Below are 13,909 nucleotides of genomic sequence, written 5' to 3'. Positions count from 1 at the left end.
AACTAGACCCTCAGAGGCCTTAAAACTCCAGCTCCTCCTCTTCAGAGGCTTCAGCAATTGGGGTGTCTGGACTTTCGCCCTCATCGGGTAGGCGAATAACCACACCGTTAAAGAATCGTGCCAGTTTTTCGGCAGATTCACGCACAGGATCGGCAGCAGTGGTGAGAGGTGGTGGGGGTGGAATAGGGGTTGGTTCTTCAGGGGGGGGTGGAGCTTCTCTTGGCTGCAGGGGGATGACGACAGAGGATTGCGGCGGCTCCTTAGCTTTTGGTGCAGGTGTGGTTTTGTGGGGCAGCGGCGCAACCTCAAGGACGACTTTGGTGCGGCGGCCTAAAACTTGGGAAAAGGCAGCTTCAATTTTGGCTTGGTTATTTTTCGTCAGATTTAACAGGGTTTGGTTGACAATACCAATCTGTACCTCGCGATCGTCCAAGTGCCGTAGGTGACCATGTTGTGCAAGCAGCGCATAGGTACTCATTTGCATCTGCTGCAAGACCTGTAGTGCCTGTTGCCACACCTGTTCGGGATTGGCTACGGGTTCAGGAGATGCCGCTGGTTCAGGTGCCGCAGCAGCGGTTTCTTTAATTTGCAGGTGTTTAACTGACAATTCCGAGTTCTGAGGGAGGGGTTCTGCGGGCTTGGCGGCAACAGCAACTTCGGGTTTAATCCTAGGGGGTGCCCCAGTGGTTGGCTGTGGACTGGCAGCAGGCATTACCGCAGCTGGGGGCGGTTGGGGAACCCTCTCCGTCATCAGTCCTAAAATGCTAATTTCCAGCCAGAGGCGGGGTTGATTGCTCTGTTTGATTTGGCTTTCACAGGTGCGCAGGTGTTGTTGGGCGTGTAGAATCTCCTCAACTGACCATGCCTCAGCAAGGGCAATCAAGGCCTGCCAAGTTTCTGCGGTGAGGGCTACCAAGTCCTGCCGTTGAGGGACAGTTTTTGCCAAGAGCAAATCACGATAGAGGCTGGCCAGATTTTGCAGAATTGTCAGCGGATCGCGACCCCGCTCCAGTAATTGGCGGGTCTGCTCGAGAACTGCCACTGCATCCCGACGGGCGATCGCCCCCAACAATTGCCGCAGATCTTGTTCTGGCACCGCTCCGACCAGTTGCCATACGTGTTCTACCGTGATCCGTTCAGGATATAAGCTCAACTGATCCAGCAAGCTTTCAGCATCCCGCAGTCCCCCTTGGGCTAATTGGGCCACAAGGGTCAAGGCTTCAGGCGCAATCTCAATTTGCTCTTTATCAGCAATGTCCTGAAGGTGGGCAACCATCTCCCCTAGGGGAATCCGCCGAAAATCAAAGCGCTGGCAGCGGGAAATAATGGTGGGCAGCACTCGCTGTGGATCCGTTGTCGCTAGGATGAAGACCACATGGGGCGGCGGCTCCTCTAGGGTTTTGAGGAGGGCATTGAAGGCCGACACACTCAGCATGTGACATTCGTCAATCACATAAACCTTGTAGCGACACTGCACTGGGGCAAATTGTGCCTTCTCAATCAGTTCGCGGATATTGTCCACCCCAGTGTGGCTGGCTGCATCAATTTCAATGACATCCAAACTGGTGCCATTAGCGACCTGCCGACAGACTTCGCACTGGCCACAGGGGTCAGGAGTTGGTTTCCGACTCTTCAGGCAGTTGAGGGACTTTGCCAAAATACGGGCACTAGAGGTTTTGCCTGTGCCACGGGGACCGCAAAAGAGATAGGCGGGCGCAATGCGCTCCTTGAGCAAAGCCTGGGTGAGGGTGGTGGCGATCGCCCCCTGACCCACCAGATCTGCAAAGCGTTGGGGGCGGTATTTGTGATGCAGGGGTTCGTAGGTCACCGCTGGGCTGCAATGGATAGGCCAAAGAAATCCTGTGGTTAACTTCCTGAACTTAAAGCTTTAAACTTGAGTGTGCGCCTGTTATTCTAGCAGGCCAGCAATTGCCGCCATCTCCCCGGATGGAATAAATCCTAGACCTTAGAACCAGCCCTTTTTGGCAGCGATGTAGGTATTGTAAAACTCCTGGTCACTTTTGCTGAGGTACATAATTCCCTCAATTAAGCCAATAATACCCATGACAGGGGCGGCCAAGCCGCAGGTCAACAAGCTCACCAGCAACATGATCAAGCCCTCGGTATTGTAACCAAGGACAAATTTGTGAATGCCAAGGGTACCCAAGAGGATACCACAGATGCCAGCGGCAAGTTTTTTCCCTGAGATGTCGGAATTTGAAGTCATCGTCCCTTTCCCAATGGTTATTTCTGATACAGGGAGACTAAGCCCCTCTGGCCTATATCCTTCAGGGTTGAAGGAAGACTGTCAAGGGCCAAGTAGGCAGTTTGTGGATTGACGCAGAAGTGTTAGACCCTAGGCAGCAGCAACCCAATCCGCAAGGGGTTCCCAGCGCACAACGCGATCGCCCCCCACTTCCACCACCACTTTGAACTTCGGTAGGGTTTGGGTCAACTGTGCCAAGTAGGCAAATTCTTGCCTTGAGAGCCGCTTACCATCAATCAGCCAGAGCACCAGTCCCTTAGCATTGGGGGGTAGGTTTTGCAAATGGTACGTCACTAAGGGCGGCTGAAAATAAACGCGAATGTCTTCTTTGCCCGTGTGAGCCGGACGAATTCCGTGCTCTTGGGTCAGGTAGGCTGCTAAATCCCCCAAGCCCGGTGCGCTCATGGGCAAAGTGGTATAGCCCTTGGAACGCAGTCGCCGTTGATAGCGACCCTCAAAACCGCCCTCTGGGGGAACAAAGAGTGCCAATGCCCCAGCGGATTCTAAATCTTTGACAAATTGATAGCCAGCCAGCAGACCCATAGATTTTTTCTCAGAGGTTTTAGCACTTCATCCAGCACTTTATCATGGTTATTCTTACTGCGGGTATGCCTAAGTCAATAGCAGTGCAAATAACCCACATAAGGCAATGCCATCAAAGACACCCGCACCACCAATACTGAGCACCCCCGCCGACATGCGCTCAATTTCCCGCAGGTGTAGTAAATCGGCACCAATGAGCGTTCCCAGCACGCCCCCGGCAAAGGCAATAGGTGCCGCCGCTATGCCCCCAGAAATCAAAATGGCCGTCATTGCTGCTGTTAGGGGGGCAACCAAGGCATTCATTTGAATCCCAATACCAGGTACCACTTGGGCAGAATAGTAGCTCACCACAGCCACGATCAAGGTCACCAAAAGAATCGCTAAGGGACTCACACGGGTAAATTGATAGAGTGCCAGCAGTGTGGGGATTAGGCCACCGCCCACATTCAGCGCCACAATAGTTTTTTGCTGAATTTTGCGCAGGGGAATTCCCCAAAACCGACTTAACCAGAGTTCTTCAAAATCGGGAACAATCGCCACCGTAGAGACCCGCTCGTAGAGGGGAATGTTAATTGTACTGCCGAGAATCACCATCAGCAGTAAGACCGAGGCGGCAGTCGGTGAAAAGCCCAACTTGGCAACGGCCACCTGTACGGCATCGAAGGCGATCGCCAGCCACAGAAACGGCAGCGACAGGATCAGCAGCACAAAAAGTAGGGCAGTAACAGGCAGGTAAATCATAGAAACCTACAACTCGTTCAAACTGGAGCATCAAACTTTGGACCATTCTTGGGAGAGTTCTGCCAGGGTCCGCCTAAGCGCTTTGGCCAAAGCAATAGCAGAAGGATAGCGCTCAGATATCAAAGGTGCGGTGGCGCGGTGGATCACCTCCTTCAAAGGATCGGGAATTTCTGGGCGATCCGATACATCAAGCCGATGGTAGCCCTGACAGTGATGATAGAAGCGAATTGGATTATCTCCCAAAAGTAGAAAAGCTAAGGTTGCGCCCACTGCAAACAGATCGGACTGAATGGTGGGTTTGCCCATCATCTGTTCCGGGGCGCTGTAGCCCTCCACAGCAACGCGGCTGGGGGAATGCCCCAGTTCTTTGACCGCCCCAAAGTCAATCAAAACAATTTGGTTATCCCGCGATCGCACCAACAGGTTACTAGGTTTCAAGTCACGGTGAATCACTGGTGGATCCTGATTGTGCAAGTAGTCTAAGACACCACAGGTTTGAATCATCCACTGCACCGCCTGAGGAATCAGCACCGGGCCATTGCGCAGTACCCAGCGCTCTAGGTCAATGCCATGAATGAGTTCCATGACCAAATAGCTTTTCCCATCTTCCACAAAAAAATCATAGAAGCGGGGAATCCCTGCATGGTCAAGGAGTTGCAGGATACGAGCTTCCCGCTCAAAAAGTTCCTGTGCCTTCTCATTATCCGCCATCTCAGACCGCAGTTCCTTGAGAACCCGCACCTCTGGAACCTTGCCAGTCCATTCCCCAGGGGGGTGAGCTTCACAGGCCAAGTAGGTCCTGCCAATCCCGCCTTGGCCTAAAAGGCGCAGGATGTGATAGTTGCGTACGGTGTGCTGCACATTGAGGGGTTGACCGCAGTGAATGCAAAACAGATTCCCGGGCATATTACCGGCATGGGTACACTCACCAAGGGTGGGGGCACTGCGGCGAAAGGTTTGCTCATGGAATTCCAGAATTGGGCCTGTGGGTCCTAGCTGGATGAGGCTGCCACTGGCAAGTTTGCTCTCATCAACAAGGCGACCATCGACAAACGTACCGATCGCCCCCAAACTTTTGAGAAACCAACGATCGAGATTCTCTGGATCCCGGTAGCAAGAGAGTTCCGCGTGATAGCGGCTAACGAGAATATCGTTGAGAATCACATCATTGTCTGCAGCGCGACCAATGCGGATGGTTGTTTTTATGGGAAAACGCCAGGTTCTAACCGGAGTGCGTTTCCAAGCGTCCAACAGGTGCAGGATAATCACGGTGATGCAACTGCCACAGCAAGCTAATCAAAACTTAGATCATTTTCTAGGCGTTGCCGATGGCTGCTGGGGTTTGCAATGAATCATTAACAACTCAAGCCCGATTGCTGCGATCTTCAACTTGGCATCCCCTTAGCAGGCCGCCTTGGCCTTGAATCTTTTCGGCGCTGGGACTGCGCAATGCCCAAAAAAGATTGATAGGTAAGGTTCCCCACTGTTGCTAAGACGTTGCTAAGACGTAGTATGCTAGAAATAGTGCTGGTGTAGCTCAGTTGGTAGAGCAACTGACTTGTAATCAGTAGGTCGTCGGTTCGAGTCCGACCATCAGCTTGTCAAGAGGTTACTATTCCTAAAAAGTCTTGCCCTGTGCAAGGGTGGCAGATATTCTGGGGGCAGTATTATAGAGGAAACCTTGCATCAGCAGGTCCATGTTGGCTTATTGTACTCGTCCCCATTGCCCGCGTCCGCAAAATGCTCTTCCCGAATTGGATCAACCTAACCAGAGCTACAGTCGCATTCGTGACCGATTTTGCATCACCTGTGGCATGCCCCTCATTTTGCGGGGTCGGTATGTGGCAGAGCGGGTTTTGGGGCGGGGGGGCTTTGGGGCTGCCTACTTAGCACGGGACTTGGATACGCCAGGGTGGCGATACTGTGTTATTAAACAATTTTTGCCCAACGTCTCAGACCCCCACAGCTTGCAAAAGGCTCAAGAACTCTTTGAGCGGGAGGCAAAAGTTCTCGAAGAACTGGGTCAACATGCTCAAATTCCTGATTTACTGGCGTTTTTTCGCGAGGAAGTCCCCAGCTTTAACGGCTCCGGTGAAGAAAGCTACTTTTACTTGGTTCAGGAGTTTATTGATGGTGAAACCCTAGAAGACGAGTTGGCGCAGCAGGGCTGCTTTAGCGAAGAGCAGGTACGACAAGTGCTGCGGGAGCTGCTGCCTGTCCTGCAATATGTCCATGAGCGCGGCTCTATTCACCGCGATATCAAGCTCTCGAATATCATGCGCCAGCACCCCAGTAAAACCAAGTTTCCCGGTCAAGGGCGGCTCTACTTGCTGGATTTTGGGGCGGTGAAACAAGTTTCCCAAACGTCTATCCAAAGCCGCAGTACCGGTATTTATACAGCTCACTATGCGCCTCCAGAACAGATACGGGGTGAACGGGTCTTTCCTAACTCAGACCTGTATGCTTTGGCGGTCACTTGTATTGTGCTGCTAACGGGCAAAGACCCCGAAGAGCTATTTGATGCCTATAACAACCGCTGGAATTGGCACTCCTATGTTCCCTCTGTCAGTCAGCAGCTCCAGCACATTCTAGACCGCATGTTGCAGCCGGCGCCGAGCGATCGCTACCAATCGGCGGCAGAGGTCTTAGCAGACTTAAATGCTTCGCCTACCCCCGCCCCAGCACCCCCCCCTCGCCACAACCGCTCCCCTCTCCACAGCCAGTGACGGCACCCCTCCCGCCCTCCCAAGTGAGCTCACCACCGTCACCTTCGGTGCCGATACCGTCTCCCAAAGGGGCACCCCCTGCAAAGGCGAGACCACCGCGGCGGCCTCCTCCACCCTTACCCGCCTTCAAAATTCTCATGGGGGCGGGCTTTACGGGCTTTGAAATGGCGGCGTTGGGGGTGATGGTTTCCAGCTTAATGACCAGTTGGCAATTACCCCTTGGGGTCAGTGCTGGTGTGATTGGGGGGGTGTTTGCCCTCTTGGTATTTATGCAGCTCAAAGGCTGGATTGAACACTGGGAACAATTAATCATTGGGACATTGTCAGGGGCGGCTCTTTTCTTTTTTCCTTCCTTGCAGGCGGGATTGGGGGGACCGACGGCCCTGCTCATGTGTGGTTTAGTCGGCTTAGGTTGCGTTGTTGTCGGTAACATCTTTTTGTTGATTTACAACGTTTTGGCGCAGTTCTTGTAGGAGCGGAGCTATGCAGTTAATGTGGCTGGAGAGCAATACGTGGTTGTGGAAGCTGGGTTCTACAAGGGTTCTGGTTGATCCGTGGTTGGTGGGCCCGCTCACCTTTGGCAATACCCCCTGGCTATTTCAGGCGGAGCGATCGCGCCCCTGTGCCATGCCGAGCGATGTGGATATCATTTTGCTCTCCCAAGGACTCCCGGATCACTGCCATGAGCCTACCCTCCGTGCCTGCGATCGCGCCCTACCAGTCATTGCCTCCCCCAGTGCCGCCAACGTTGCCCAGAGTCTTGGCTTTGAAACGGTGATTTCCCTTAGCCCCCACCAAACCCATACCTACCGCGATCTGGCCATCCAAGCCACCAAGGGTGCCAGTATCGGCCCCACTCAACAGGAAAATGGGTACATTCTGCGCTGGGGTACCCAAAGTCTCTACTATGAACCCCACGGCTCTCATGATCCGTGGCTGCGCAGCTATGGCAAGGTGGATGTGGTGATTACCCCCCTATTGGATGTGTGTTTACCCCTGGTGGGGGCGATTCTCAAGGGGGGCAAAATAGCATTGGAATTGGGGCAATGGCTACAACCGAAGGTCATGATCACGACAGCGGGCAATGGCAGCCTCCGCCTTCAGGGATGGCTACCGCGACTACTCTCGGTTCAAGGAACCCTTGAGGAATTACAAGGGTCGTTTCAGCGGCTTGGACTCAGCACTCGTTTGGTGGAACCAGTGGCCTACACTCCCCTTGTTCTGCTGGCTGAGGCTTAGGAATGCGACGCTGGTTGCGGTCTTTGATTGACCTTGGGCAACAGGTCGTCATTCTGCTTCAGGACAATCAGCGATTTTTGCACCTTCTCAGCCGGATTGAAGGCATAGCAACGCGGGTGCTGGCGATCGGGATGCTGCTGGTGGTCATCGTCGCCATTATTGATTTGGGGCGGATTTTGACGGTAGAGCTACTCTCACCCCCCCTGGGGCAGTTTAGCTTGGAACTGGTGAAAATCTTTGGCCTCTTTCTCAATGTTCTGGTGGCATTGGAAATTCTCGAAAACATCACGGCCTACCTGAAAACCCATGTCTCCTCCCAGATTGTTGAGCTGGTGATTGTTACCTCCCTGATTGCCATTGCCCGTAAAATCATCATTCTGGATATTAGCCAACCAGAAACGGTGGCAAAGCTCCTGGGGCTGGCGATCGCCATCTTGGCCTTGTCTGCCAGTTACTGGATTGTGCGTCGTCTAAACTATCGGCGGCGTCCCTGAGGGATAGACCTGCTCACGGTAAGCTTTGGCCTGCTCTAAGGCTCTTTGCAGGTGCTCCCAGTCCTCCTGCTCCACTTGGCGAATCAGATCATCAAGGGTGGCACGGTAGTGAATCAGGCAGTGGCGCAGGGCAGCGCGGTTATATTCCGCCATCATCCGTCCCAACTCTGGGTTACCACCCCCAACGCGGCTGGTATCGCGAAAGCCAGAGCTAGCCAACTGCTGGGCCAGCGTCCGAATTGGCTCATTGGCTTCTTGGGCATTAGCGAGAATCAGGGCTGCACTCACCAGTACGGGGAGGTGGGATATCCAAGCAACGGCGCGATCGTGATCCGATGGGGTGGCATAGAGCAGCTTTGCCCCGAGATCATTGACCACGCCAGCGACACAGTCAATGGCAACACTTTGGGTGTGCAGGGTGGGGGTGAGAACATAGGGAGCATTCTCAAACAGATGAGCTTGGGCCGCTTCAATGCCGGATTCTGCGGTACCGGCCATCGGGTGACCACCGACATAGCGTGGCCAGAGTTTTTCGAGGGCGGGGACGATCTCTCCCTTGACGGATCCCACGTCCGTCAGCACCGTTTCTGGACTGAGATAGGGGATGATCTCAAGTGCAACAGGAAGGATGCTGCCGATAGGGGGGCAGAGAAACACCAGATCAAGGGCACGCAAAGTTTGCGGCTCCGTACCGCCCCAGTCAATGGCTCCCCTGGCGATCGCCCGCTCGCAGGTTTCAGGGCGCCGACTCAGCCCCACCACGTAGTGCCCCTTGGCCCGCAGATCAATGCCCAGCGACCCACCAATCAGTCCCAGCCCGACAATACCAATGCGCAGCATCCCGCCTCTAACCTAAACACCTTTCCAATTGTGACCTTATTCTTGTTCTGAGGGATATTCTCCGCCGCTGCACATTTGTGCTTTGGCTTCACAGCCAGCGGAGATAGCTTCGATACAATCAGAAATAAATCTGTTGCGCTCTAGGCCATCCATGATGAAACGCCTTGCCCATTTACTTCAGCAGACCCTCAAATTTTGCCTTGGTCTTACCCTGGTTTGGTATCTGAATAGCAATACACCGGTGTGGGCAGCCGCAGCTCACCATAGTTTTGTAGCAGCTGCAGTAGAGCGGGTTGGGGATGCGGTTGTTCGCATTGATACTGAACGCACAATTGTGCGCACCCCCGATCCCCTCTTGAGTGATCCCTTCTTTCGCCAATTTTTCCCCGGTTTAGCCTTGCCCCCCCAAGAGGATCGGCTGCGGGGTCAAGGGTCAGGGTTCATCATTGATCCTAGTGGCATTGTCATGACCAACGCCCATGTGGTGAGTCAAGCCGATACGGTGACAGTGCGCCTCAAGGATGGCCGAGTCTTTGAGGGGGAAGTGCGCGGCGTGGATGAGGTGTCTGATCTAGCGATTGTCAAACTCAAAGGGGTCACCGAACCATTGCCCACGGCGCCCCTTGGTGATTCCAGTGAGGTGAAGGTGGGGGATTGGGCGATCGCTGTCGGCAATCCCCTTGGCCTTGACAACACAGTAACATTGGGGATTGTTAGTACACTCCACCGCTCCAGCGCTCAAGTGGGTATCCCCGATAAGCGCCTTGATTTTATTCAAACGGATGCGGCCATCAACCCCGGCAACTCGGGGGGACCTTTGCTCAATGAAGCGGGGGAAGTAATTGGCATTAATACCGCCATTCGTGCCGATGCCATGGGGATTGGCTTCGCCATTCCCATCAACAAAGCCAAAGCCCTGCAAACCCGCCTGATTCGGGGTGAGAAAATTCAACACGCCTACCTTGGCATTCAAATGACCACCTTTACGCCGGCAATGGCCAAGGAAAACAATGCTAACCCCAACTCACCCGTGATTCTGCCGGAAGTCAATGGCGTTCTTGTCCTACAGGTGTTGCCCAATACGCCTGCGGCAAAAGCTGGTCTGCGCTGGGGGGATGTGATTACCGCAGTAGATGGGGAACCGATTACCAGCGCCGATCAGTTGCAGAACATTGTCGATAGTGCCGCGGTGGGGCAAGTTCTGAATTTAACCGTTCAGCGGGGCGATCGCACTCAACGGATTGCGGTGCGGACAGCAGCGTTGCAGGGAGCGGCTTAAGATGCCCTTGGGGCTACTGCTGCTGTGGCTCTTTGCCCTTGCCACCCGCTTTTGGGGCCTGAGCCGCTTTCCCACCCTAGTGTTTGATGAGGTCTATTTTGCCCGCTTTGGCCGCCACTATCTTGCAGGTGTGCCTTTCTTTGATGCCCATCCCCCGCTGGGAAAATACCTGATTGCCCTGAGCATTTGGCTGGGGGGCGGCTTTCACCCTTGGGGCTATCGCTGGTTGAATGCGCTGATGGGATCGCTGATTCCCGTGGCAGTGGCAGTGTTGGCCTATCTCCTGACCCGGCGATCGCGCGTGGCGCTGTTATCGGGACTCTTCGTTGCCCTCGATGGCCTCTTTTTGGTGGAGTCCCGCTATGCTCTCATCAATATCTCCCTTGTGCTTTTTGGTGTGGTGGCACAGATTCTTTGGCTGTGGGGGTTGCGCCACCAGGGCAGGGGGCGATCGCTCTGGCTGATGGCCGCAGGGGTTGCCTTTGGCGCCTGTGGAGCTGTGAAGTGGAGTGGTTTGGGATTCTTGCTGGGGGTGGAGCTTTTCTGGGTTCTCCAGCAGAGGTTGCCGCTGGCCGCTGAGGGGAAGACGACCTACCAGTGGTGGCAGATGTGCCTGGTCCTGCCCCTGGTTGCCTTTGGGGTTTATACCCTGCTCTGGCTGCCCCATCTCCAGTTTCATCCCCACCAGAGTCTCCTTGAGCTGCATCGCCAAATGTTTAACTTTCACCGCAGCGTTGCCAGTACCGCCCATCCCTACTGCTCGCCATGGTGGTCTTGGCCGCTGTTGCTGCGCCCCATGAGCTACTTTTTTCAGCGAGTACAAACCCTCAGCGAACCGGTGCCCGTCATTGGCCCGCCCCTACCCATGGCGGATACCCAGTGGGTTTATGCTGTCTATGCCCTCTTCAATCCGCCCCTCCTGTGGCTCGGCACCTTAGCCACCCTTGCACTTTTACCCCTTGGGCTGACCACAACGGCAGGCCGTTTTGTGCTCTGGAACTATGCCGCCAATCTCCTGCCTTGGGCACTTGTAACCCGCTGTGTCTTTCTCTATCACTACCTCCCCGCTGCCCTCTACAGCTTTATGGCTGTGGCCTTGGTCTGGGAAGCCAGCCGCGATTGGGGAGACTGGGCACGCTGGGCACGTACTGCTGTCCTAGGAGGAGTTGTCGGGGGCTTCCTTTACTGGCTTCCCCTATATTTAGGACTGCCCTTGACGCCCCAAGACTTTCTGAGGCGGATGTGGTTACCGTCTTGGATTTAGGGCTATCCCAAGAGCTGTTTGACGCTGGCAACAAGTTCTGCAGGATCAAAGGGCTTAGTGATGTAGGCATCCACCCCCTGTTTTTTGCCCCAGTGAATATCAAATTCTTCACCTTTAGTTGTGCACATAATCACTGGCACCTTTTGGGAAGCCGCTTCTCCCTTAATCCAGCGGCAGAGTTCATAACCATTCATGCGCGGCATCACCACGTCTAGAATCACCAGGTCAGGGCATTGGGCTTTGATTTTTTCCTGAGCTTCGATGCCATCTTCGGCCTCAACAACGTCGTAGCCTTGTTCTTTCATGAGTTCAACAATCATTGCCCGCAGGGTGGGACTGTCATCAACAACCATAATTGTGGCCATAGGGGGTTTTGCCTGATGCCGCAAACAATACGCTGACTATTATGCACTAGAATATGCACTGGAACAGCCAATGATGCTGTCTATACTCCAGGGTACCACTTTGATTCCAAGGCTAAGGAGCGTCAGCAAAGTTCTTTAGTTCTGGTCGAGCAGATGCCGAAAGAGTGCCCCGAGTTCTCGGCTAAATTCTGGTACCGTACGGGGGAAGGGACGCTGTTGTCGCCACGCGGGGGGCAATTGTTGCCAGAGAGCAAGGAGGGTGGGGGTTCCCAGGTGGGGCGCAAGGTCAGGCCACTGTTGAAAGACCTGCTGGGCGCGATCGCTCACTGCCACCTGACCATTGACAAGAGTTATAATCCAGTCTGCCCAGCCATAGGCAAAATCCAGATCATGGGTAGCAATCATAATTGTTGTCCCCTGTTGGTGAATTTTCTCTAGCACTTCTCGCAATTGCTGCCGCTGCTGCTGATCCAGATAGGTGGTGGGTTCATCCAGGAGTAACAGCCTTGGTGCCAAGGCCATGACCCCAGCCAGTGCCACCCGTCGTTTTTGCCCCAAGCTCAAATGATGTAAGGGGCGGTCAGCGAGAGCCACTAAATCAAACTCCTGCAAGATTTGATAGAGGCGAGCTTCCACTTCTGGGGGACTGAGACCCAAATTGCACAGCCCATAGGAGATGTCCTCGGCTACGGTTGCTGCCACCAACTGTTGTTCCGGATCTTGAAAGGCTAAGCCAATCCGTTGCCGCCACTGCCGCAGTTTCTCCGGTTGGTGAACCAGGCGTTGCCCTTGCCAGTAAATTTCGCCGCGATCGCGCCGATAGAGGGCAGCAGCCAAATAAAAGAGGGTGGATTTCCCTGAGCCATTCAGGCCCAAAAGGGCAACTTTCCGTCCTGTCTCTAGGGTAAAGGAGCAGTCCCGCAGAACCGGTTCAGAGGTATTGGGATAGCGAAACTCAACCTGATGAAATTCCAATAGGGGGACAGACATCTTAGACCATCACGGTGTTTAGCAGGAGCAGGGCACTGCCACCAATGAGGACTTCGAGGCCATACCGCTGGGAATAGGTATAGGTGCAGGGGCGCAACACTCGAAACGGCCCCTGAAAGCCCCGACTGACCAAAGCAAGCTGAATGGCTTGATAGCGATGCAGCGATTGTTGCAGAAGCTGAGCTGCTAAGAGACTGACGCTGAATAGCCAGCGCGATCGCCGTTGATAGCCTCCCCGCGCCCGCTGCGCCAACTGAAGCGTGAAGGCAGTTTCGAGGAGGGTGAAGATATAGCGGTACATCAGCATCAAGACATCGAGGACGAAAGCGGGAACGCCCCAGCGCTCAGCCACTGCCAACAGTGCTGGGAAGGGAGTCGTCAATAAAATCAATAGTAAACAGGTGCTGGCAACAATTGTCCGCAGTCCTACCGTTAAGCCTTGGTGCAATTTCTCGGCACTGATAAAAAGCGACCAGCCCATTAGGGAGATGTCACTAAGAACCACTTGGCCCGAAGCCCTTAAAGTCTCCGTCGGGATGATTTGCACCACTAACCCTGGTAAACTCACTAGCCAAAACACGGCCACTGTAGCTAGGAGGGTGAAGTAAACCCGCCACGGAATGCGGGCATAGCCAAGAATCCAAAGGCTGAGCCATAGCCAAAGCAAGCTCTGGACAAGGGGGTGAGCAAAAAACGTAAATAACAGGCTGGCGATCGCAAAAATTAGCTTTTGTTTGGGGTGCAGATGCCGCAGACCATTGGTGTAGGCGTAGATATCGAGGTGATGGTGCATTCACGCCCTAGGATCCTTAGAATGTCGAGGGGTTGCTGAACGGGCGTGGTACTGACCGGCAATAAAGCCGATGGCCCCTGCCCCTAGGGCTGCTTGTACCGCAAATAGGAGCGATTCCACTTCACTACTGGGTGGCTCAAAAAGGGGTTTTGCCCACGGCTGAAAGTCTGGCGCCACCTCCTGAATCAAGTCCTGGGCTTGGGCATCGGCACCTTCAAAATTCCCCTTAACGAAAAGTAAAGGAAAGATGCCCAGGACAACGGTTCCTGCTCCTAGTAGGAGGGCCGCTATTTTTTATTCATCAAAAACCTCCACCATCTTTCTGCTGCACAGCCTCGAGTGCCAGTTTTTACCAGTTTTTCAGATCAA

The 13,909-nt window shown here is 54.1% G+C and carries 16 protein-coding genes and 1 tRNA gene; 7 read left to right on the top strand and 10 right to left on the bottom strand.

From position 1 onward, the window contains the following. Nucleotides 1–19: 19 nt before the first annotated feature. The 5 genes from NK55_RS00865 to NK55_RS00845 all read right to left on the bottom strand — a co-directional run bounded on the left by NK55_RS00865 (nucleotide 20) and on the right by NK55_RS00845 (nucleotide 4,819). Nucleotides 20–1,828, bottom strand: a complete 1,809-nt coding sequence (locus NK55_RS00865) for a DNA polymerase III subunit gamma/tau (protein ID WP_024123976.1) — start codon at nucleotides 1,826–1,828, stop codon at nucleotides 20–22. A gap of 138 nt (nucleotides 1,829–1,966) precedes the next feature. After that, entirely contained in the window at nucleotides 1,967–2,227 is a 261-nt protein-coding gene (locus NK55_RS00860; protein WP_024123975.1) for a TM2 domain-containing protein, read from the bottom strand. A gap of 129 nt (nucleotides 2,228–2,356) precedes the next feature. Continuing rightward, on the bottom strand, nucleotides 2,357–2,809 hold the full coding sequence (gene ndhN / locus NK55_RS00855; RefSeq protein ID WP_024123974.1) for a photosynthetic/respiratory NAD(P)H-quinone oxidoreductase subunit N: 453 nt from the start codon (nucleotides 2,807–2,809) through the stop codon (nucleotides 2,357–2,359). Between the two features lie 69 nt (nucleotides 2,810–2,878). After that, the gene (locus tag NK55_RS00850; protein WP_024123973.1) at nucleotides 2,879–3,550 is read right to left on the bottom strand and encodes a DUF1614 domain-containing protein; all 672 of its coding nucleotides are present in this window, start codon (nucleotides 3,548–3,550) and stop codon (nucleotides 2,879–2,881) included. A 30-nt stretch (nucleotides 3,551–3,580) separates the two neighbouring features. Further along, nucleotides 3,581–4,819 carry a protein kinase domain-containing protein gene (locus tag NK55_RS00845; RefSeq protein ID WP_024123972.1) on the bottom strand — a complete coding sequence of 413 codons (1,239 nt, stop codon included), beginning with the start codon at nucleotides 4,817–4,819 and terminating at the stop codon, nucleotides 3,581–3,583. Between the two features lie 257 nt (nucleotides 4,820–5,076). On the opposite strand from NK55_RS00845, the gene NK55_RS00840 reads away from it, so the two are divergent. From NK55_RS00840 to NK55_RS00820, 5 genes are all read left to right on the top strand, one after another. Further along, a tRNA-Thr gene (locus NK55_RS00840) sits at nucleotides 5,077–5,149 on the top strand. A 98-nt stretch (nucleotides 5,150–5,247) separates the two neighbouring features. Further along, on the top strand, nucleotides 5,248–6,276 hold the full coding sequence (locus tag NK55_RS00835) for a serine/threonine-protein kinase (RefSeq protein WP_041429365.1): 1,029 nt from the start codon (nucleotides 5,248–5,250) through the stop codon (nucleotides 6,274–6,276). Then, nucleotides 6,273–6,749, top strand: coding sequence for a hypothetical protein (locus NK55_RS13740; protein WP_225871764.1), 477 nt, complete (start codon nucleotides 6,273–6,275; stop codon nucleotides 6,747–6,749). The genes NK55_RS00835 and NK55_RS13740 overlap by 4 nt, the downstream gene beginning before the upstream one ends. Before the next feature lie 10 nt (nucleotides 6,750–6,759). Beyond that, nucleotides 6,760–7,515 (top strand): MBL fold metallo-hydrolase, encoded by a 756-nt coding sequence (locus NK55_RS00825; RefSeq protein ID WP_024123971.1) that lies wholly within the window; start codon nucleotides 6,760–6,762, stop codon nucleotides 7,513–7,515. 2 nt (nucleotides 7,516–7,517) lie between these two features. After that, nucleotides 7,518–8,009: a phosphate-starvation-inducible PsiE family protein gene (locus tag NK55_RS00820; protein WP_024123970.1), complete on the top strand. Its 492-nt coding sequence runs from the start codon at nucleotides 7,518–7,520 to the stop codon at nucleotides 8,007–8,009. Here NK55_RS00820 and NK55_RS00815 read toward each other — a convergent pair. After that, a complete protein-coding gene (locus tag NK55_RS00815) occupies nucleotides 7,986–8,846 on the bottom strand; it encodes a prephenate/arogenate dehydrogenase (protein WP_041429363.1) in 861 nt (286 codons plus the stop codon). The two genes, NK55_RS00820 and NK55_RS00815, sit on opposite strands and share 24 nt — an antisense overlap. 154 nt (nucleotides 8,847–9,000) lie before the next feature. Here NK55_RS00815 and NK55_RS00810 point away from each other — a divergent pair, with 154 nt between their 5' ends. Both NK55_RS00810 and NK55_RS00805 read left to right on the top strand, forming a co-directional pair. Further along, nucleotides 9,001–10,128, top strand: coding sequence for an HhoA/HhoB/HtrA family serine endopeptidase (locus tag NK55_RS00810; RefSeq protein WP_041428869.1), 1,128 nt, complete (start codon nucleotides 9,001–9,003; stop codon nucleotides 10,126–10,128). Between the two features lies 1 nt (nucleotide 10,129). Beyond that, the gene (locus NK55_RS00805; RefSeq protein WP_024123967.1) at nucleotides 10,130–11,392 is read left to right on the top strand and encodes a phospholipid carrier-dependent glycosyltransferase; all 1,263 of its coding nucleotides are present in this window, start codon (nucleotides 10,130–10,132) and stop codon (nucleotides 11,390–11,392) included. Nucleotides 11,393–11,394: 2 nt separating this feature from the next. Here NK55_RS00805 and NK55_RS00800 read toward each other — a convergent pair whose 3' ends face one another. The 4 genes from NK55_RS00800 to NK55_RS00785 all read right to left on the bottom strand — a co-directional run bounded on the left by NK55_RS00800 (nucleotide 11,395) and on the right by NK55_RS00785 (nucleotide 13,831). Next, complete coding sequence (locus NK55_RS00800) at nucleotides 11,395–11,757, bottom strand: response regulator transcription factor (protein ID WP_024123966.1); 363 nt, start codon at nucleotides 11,755–11,757, stop codon at nucleotides 11,395–11,397. 135 nt (nucleotides 11,758–11,892) lie between these two features. Further along, the gene (locus tag NK55_RS00795; RefSeq protein WP_024123965.1) at nucleotides 11,893–12,747 is read right to left on the bottom strand and encodes an energy-coupling factor ABC transporter ATP-binding protein; all 855 of its coding nucleotides are present in this window, start codon (nucleotides 12,745–12,747) and stop codon (nucleotides 11,893–11,895) included. Nucleotide 12,748: 1 nt separating this feature from the next. After that, a complete protein-coding gene (cbiQ, locus tag NK55_RS00790; protein WP_024123964.1) occupies nucleotides 12,749–13,540 on the bottom strand; it encodes a cobalt ECF transporter T component CbiQ in 792 nt (263 codons plus the stop codon). Further along, the gene (locus NK55_RS00785) at nucleotides 13,541–13,831 is read right to left on the bottom strand and encodes an energy-coupling factor ABC transporter substrate-binding protein (protein ID WP_041428866.1); all 291 of its coding nucleotides are present in this window, start codon (nucleotides 13,829–13,831) and stop codon (nucleotides 13,541–13,543) included. Nucleotides 13,832–13,909 lie beyond the last annotated feature (78 nt).

The organism is Thermosynechococcus sp. NK55a (assembly GCF_000505665.1).
GTDB lineage: Bacteria > Cyanobacteriota > Cyanobacteriia > Thermosynechococcales > Thermosynechococcaceae > Thermosynechococcus.
Note: the sequence above shows the minus strand (reverse complement) of the source record. Positions and strands in the feature narration are given on the sequence as shown.

Coding starts and splice junctions, on each gene's coding strand:
- NK55_RS00860 (WP_024123975.1), bottom strand. CDS start 2,227: ATGACTTCAAATTCCGACATCTCAGGGAAAAAACTTGCCGCTGGCATC.
- ndhN (WP_024123974.1), bottom strand. CDS start 2,809: ATGGGTCTGCTGGCTGGCTATCAATTTGTCAAAGATTTAGAATCCGCT.
- NK55_RS00850 (WP_024123973.1), bottom strand. CDS start 3,550: ATGATTTACCTGCCTGTTACTGCCCTACTTTTTGTGCTGCTGATCCTG.
- NK55_RS00835 (WP_041429365.1), top strand. CDS start 5,248: ATGTTGGCTTATTGTACTCGTCCCCATTGCCCGCGTCCGCAAAATGCT.
- NK55_RS00825 (WP_024123971.1), top strand. CDS start 6,760: ATGCAGTTAATGTGGCTGGAGAGCAATACGTGGTTGTGGAAGCTGGGT.
- NK55_RS00820 (WP_024123970.1), top strand. CDS start 7,518: ATGCGACGCTGGTTGCGGTCTTTGATTGACCTTGGGCAACAGGTCGTC.
- NK55_RS00810 (WP_041428869.1), top strand. CDS start 9,001: ATGATGAAACGCCTTGCCCATTTACTTCAGCAGACCCTCAAATTTTGC.
- NK55_RS00805 (WP_024123967.1), top strand. CDS start 10,130: ATGCCCTTGGGGCTACTGCTGCTGTGGCTCTTTGCCCTTGCCACCCGC.
- NK55_RS00800 (WP_024123966.1), bottom strand. CDS start 11,757: ATGGCCACAATTATGGTTGTTGATGACAGTCCCACCCTGCGGGCAATG.
- NK55_RS00795 (WP_024123965.1), bottom strand. CDS start 12,747: ATGTCTGTCCCCCTATTGGAATTTCATCAGGTTGAGTTTCGCTATCCC.
- cbiQ (WP_024123964.1), bottom strand. CDS start 13,540: ATGCACCATCACCTCGATATCTACGCCTACACCAATGGTCTGCGGCAT.